The organism is Pseudomonas sp. MWU13-3659, assembly GCF_023757525.1.
Classification (GTDB): Bacteria; Pseudomonadota; Gammaproteobacteria; order Pseudomonadales; family Pseudomonadaceae; genus Aquipseudomonas; species Aquipseudomonas entomophila_E.
Map to the genome: position 1 here is coordinate 1 of NZ_JAMSHW010000079.1, position 1,331 is coordinate 1,331.

A 1,331-nucleotide genomic window follows, 5' to 3' on the forward strand; every position below is an offset into this window, starting at 1 on the left:
TGAACTGACCCCCGAAAACTGGACAGGGAGCGCTATGCGGCCAGTGCTTGGGTCCGAAATTGTACCGGACTCAAACCATTTAGTCTGAGGCTGATGCGTTCTTGGTTGTAGTAAGCGATGTAATCCTCCAGCCCTGATGCCAGTTGTTCAACACTCTCAAACGATTCCAGATAAAAGAACTCGCTCTTGAGCGTGCCAAAAAAACTTTCCATCGCGGCGTTGTCCAGGCAGTTTCCCTTGCGCGACATGCTCTGCTCGATATTTTTTCCGGCCAACATGTGCCGGTAAGCTGGCTGTTGATACTGCCAGCCTTGATCGGAGTGCAATATTGGTTTTTCATCTTGATTCAGCCGCCCGAAAGCTTGCTCCAGCATTGTCGAAACCATCCTGAACTCAGGCCGTCGGTTGATCTGATAAGCGAGGATCTCGCCGTTGTACAGGTCCATCACCGGCGAAAGAAATAGCTTCTGGCCCTTTACCTTGAACTCTGTCACGTCGGTTACCCATTTTTGATTAGGGGCCTGTGCCTTGAATTCACGCTTGAGCAAATCAGCTGCAACAAGCCCCTCGGAGCCTCGATACGAGCGATATTTCTTCACTTTTACCAGCGATTTCAGACCCATCAACTGCATCAAACGCTGCACCTTCTTGTGATTGATCACCTCGCCATTGTGCCCAAGGACCGCAGTGATACGGCGGTAGCCATACCGCCCCTTATGCTCGTGATAGACCCTGTCGATGCGTTCCTTGAGGGCCGCATGCCTGTCGGTCAGCAACACTTTGCTTTGGTAGTAAAAGGTACTGCGCGCCAGGCCGGCAGCGCGCAACAGCAGAGCGAGTCGATGCTCACGCCTTAATCCTTGGACAGCTTGCGTTTTCTTGCCTGCGCAGTGCGTGGGTCCGCTTGGATCAAGGCATCGAGCTTTTTTAGATAGGCATTCTCCGCACGCAGATATTCCAGCTCTTCGAGCATTTGCTCAGGTGTGAGCTCACTATCTGCAGGTGCAGAAGGTCCTGCGCTGGATTGCTTTGATGGCTTGCGGGGCATGTTTAACTCTCGGGCACGGTTCGGATGAAGGGCTTCTATTCCGCCTTCATCGTACAGCCTTTTCCATTGCCTGATGCTGCTCGGGCCACGGATATCAAACTTTACGCATGCTTGCTGAGCAGACAGTCCGCCTTGCTCGATGCATTGCAAAACCTTTAATTTGAACTGAGCATCGTAGTGACTGTACTTGGGAATCAAACCGGCTGCGCCGTGTTTCTCATAGCCCTTTACCCAGCGGCGCAGCAGCGAAGGGGTCAGGTCATGCTTCAGTGCCACTTCATGA

2 protein-coding genes are annotated in these 1,331 nt (G+C 52.5%); both read right to left on the reverse strand.

The window, feature by feature from the left end; all coding sequences use genetic code 11:
• Nucleotides 1–32: 32 nt before the first annotated feature.
• Nucleotides 33–956: an IS3 family transposase gene (locus NGM28_RS28360; RefSeq protein WP_353620551.1), complete on the reverse strand. Its 924-nt coding sequence runs from the start codon at nt 954–956 to the stop codon at nt 33–35.
• Nucleotides 854–1,331: helix-turn-helix domain-containing protein (locus tag NGM28_RS28365; RefSeq protein WP_252092538.1), on the reverse strand; the 478-nt coding region annotated here is incomplete at its 5' end. The genes NGM28_RS28365 and NGM28_RS28360, both read right to left, overlap by 103 nt.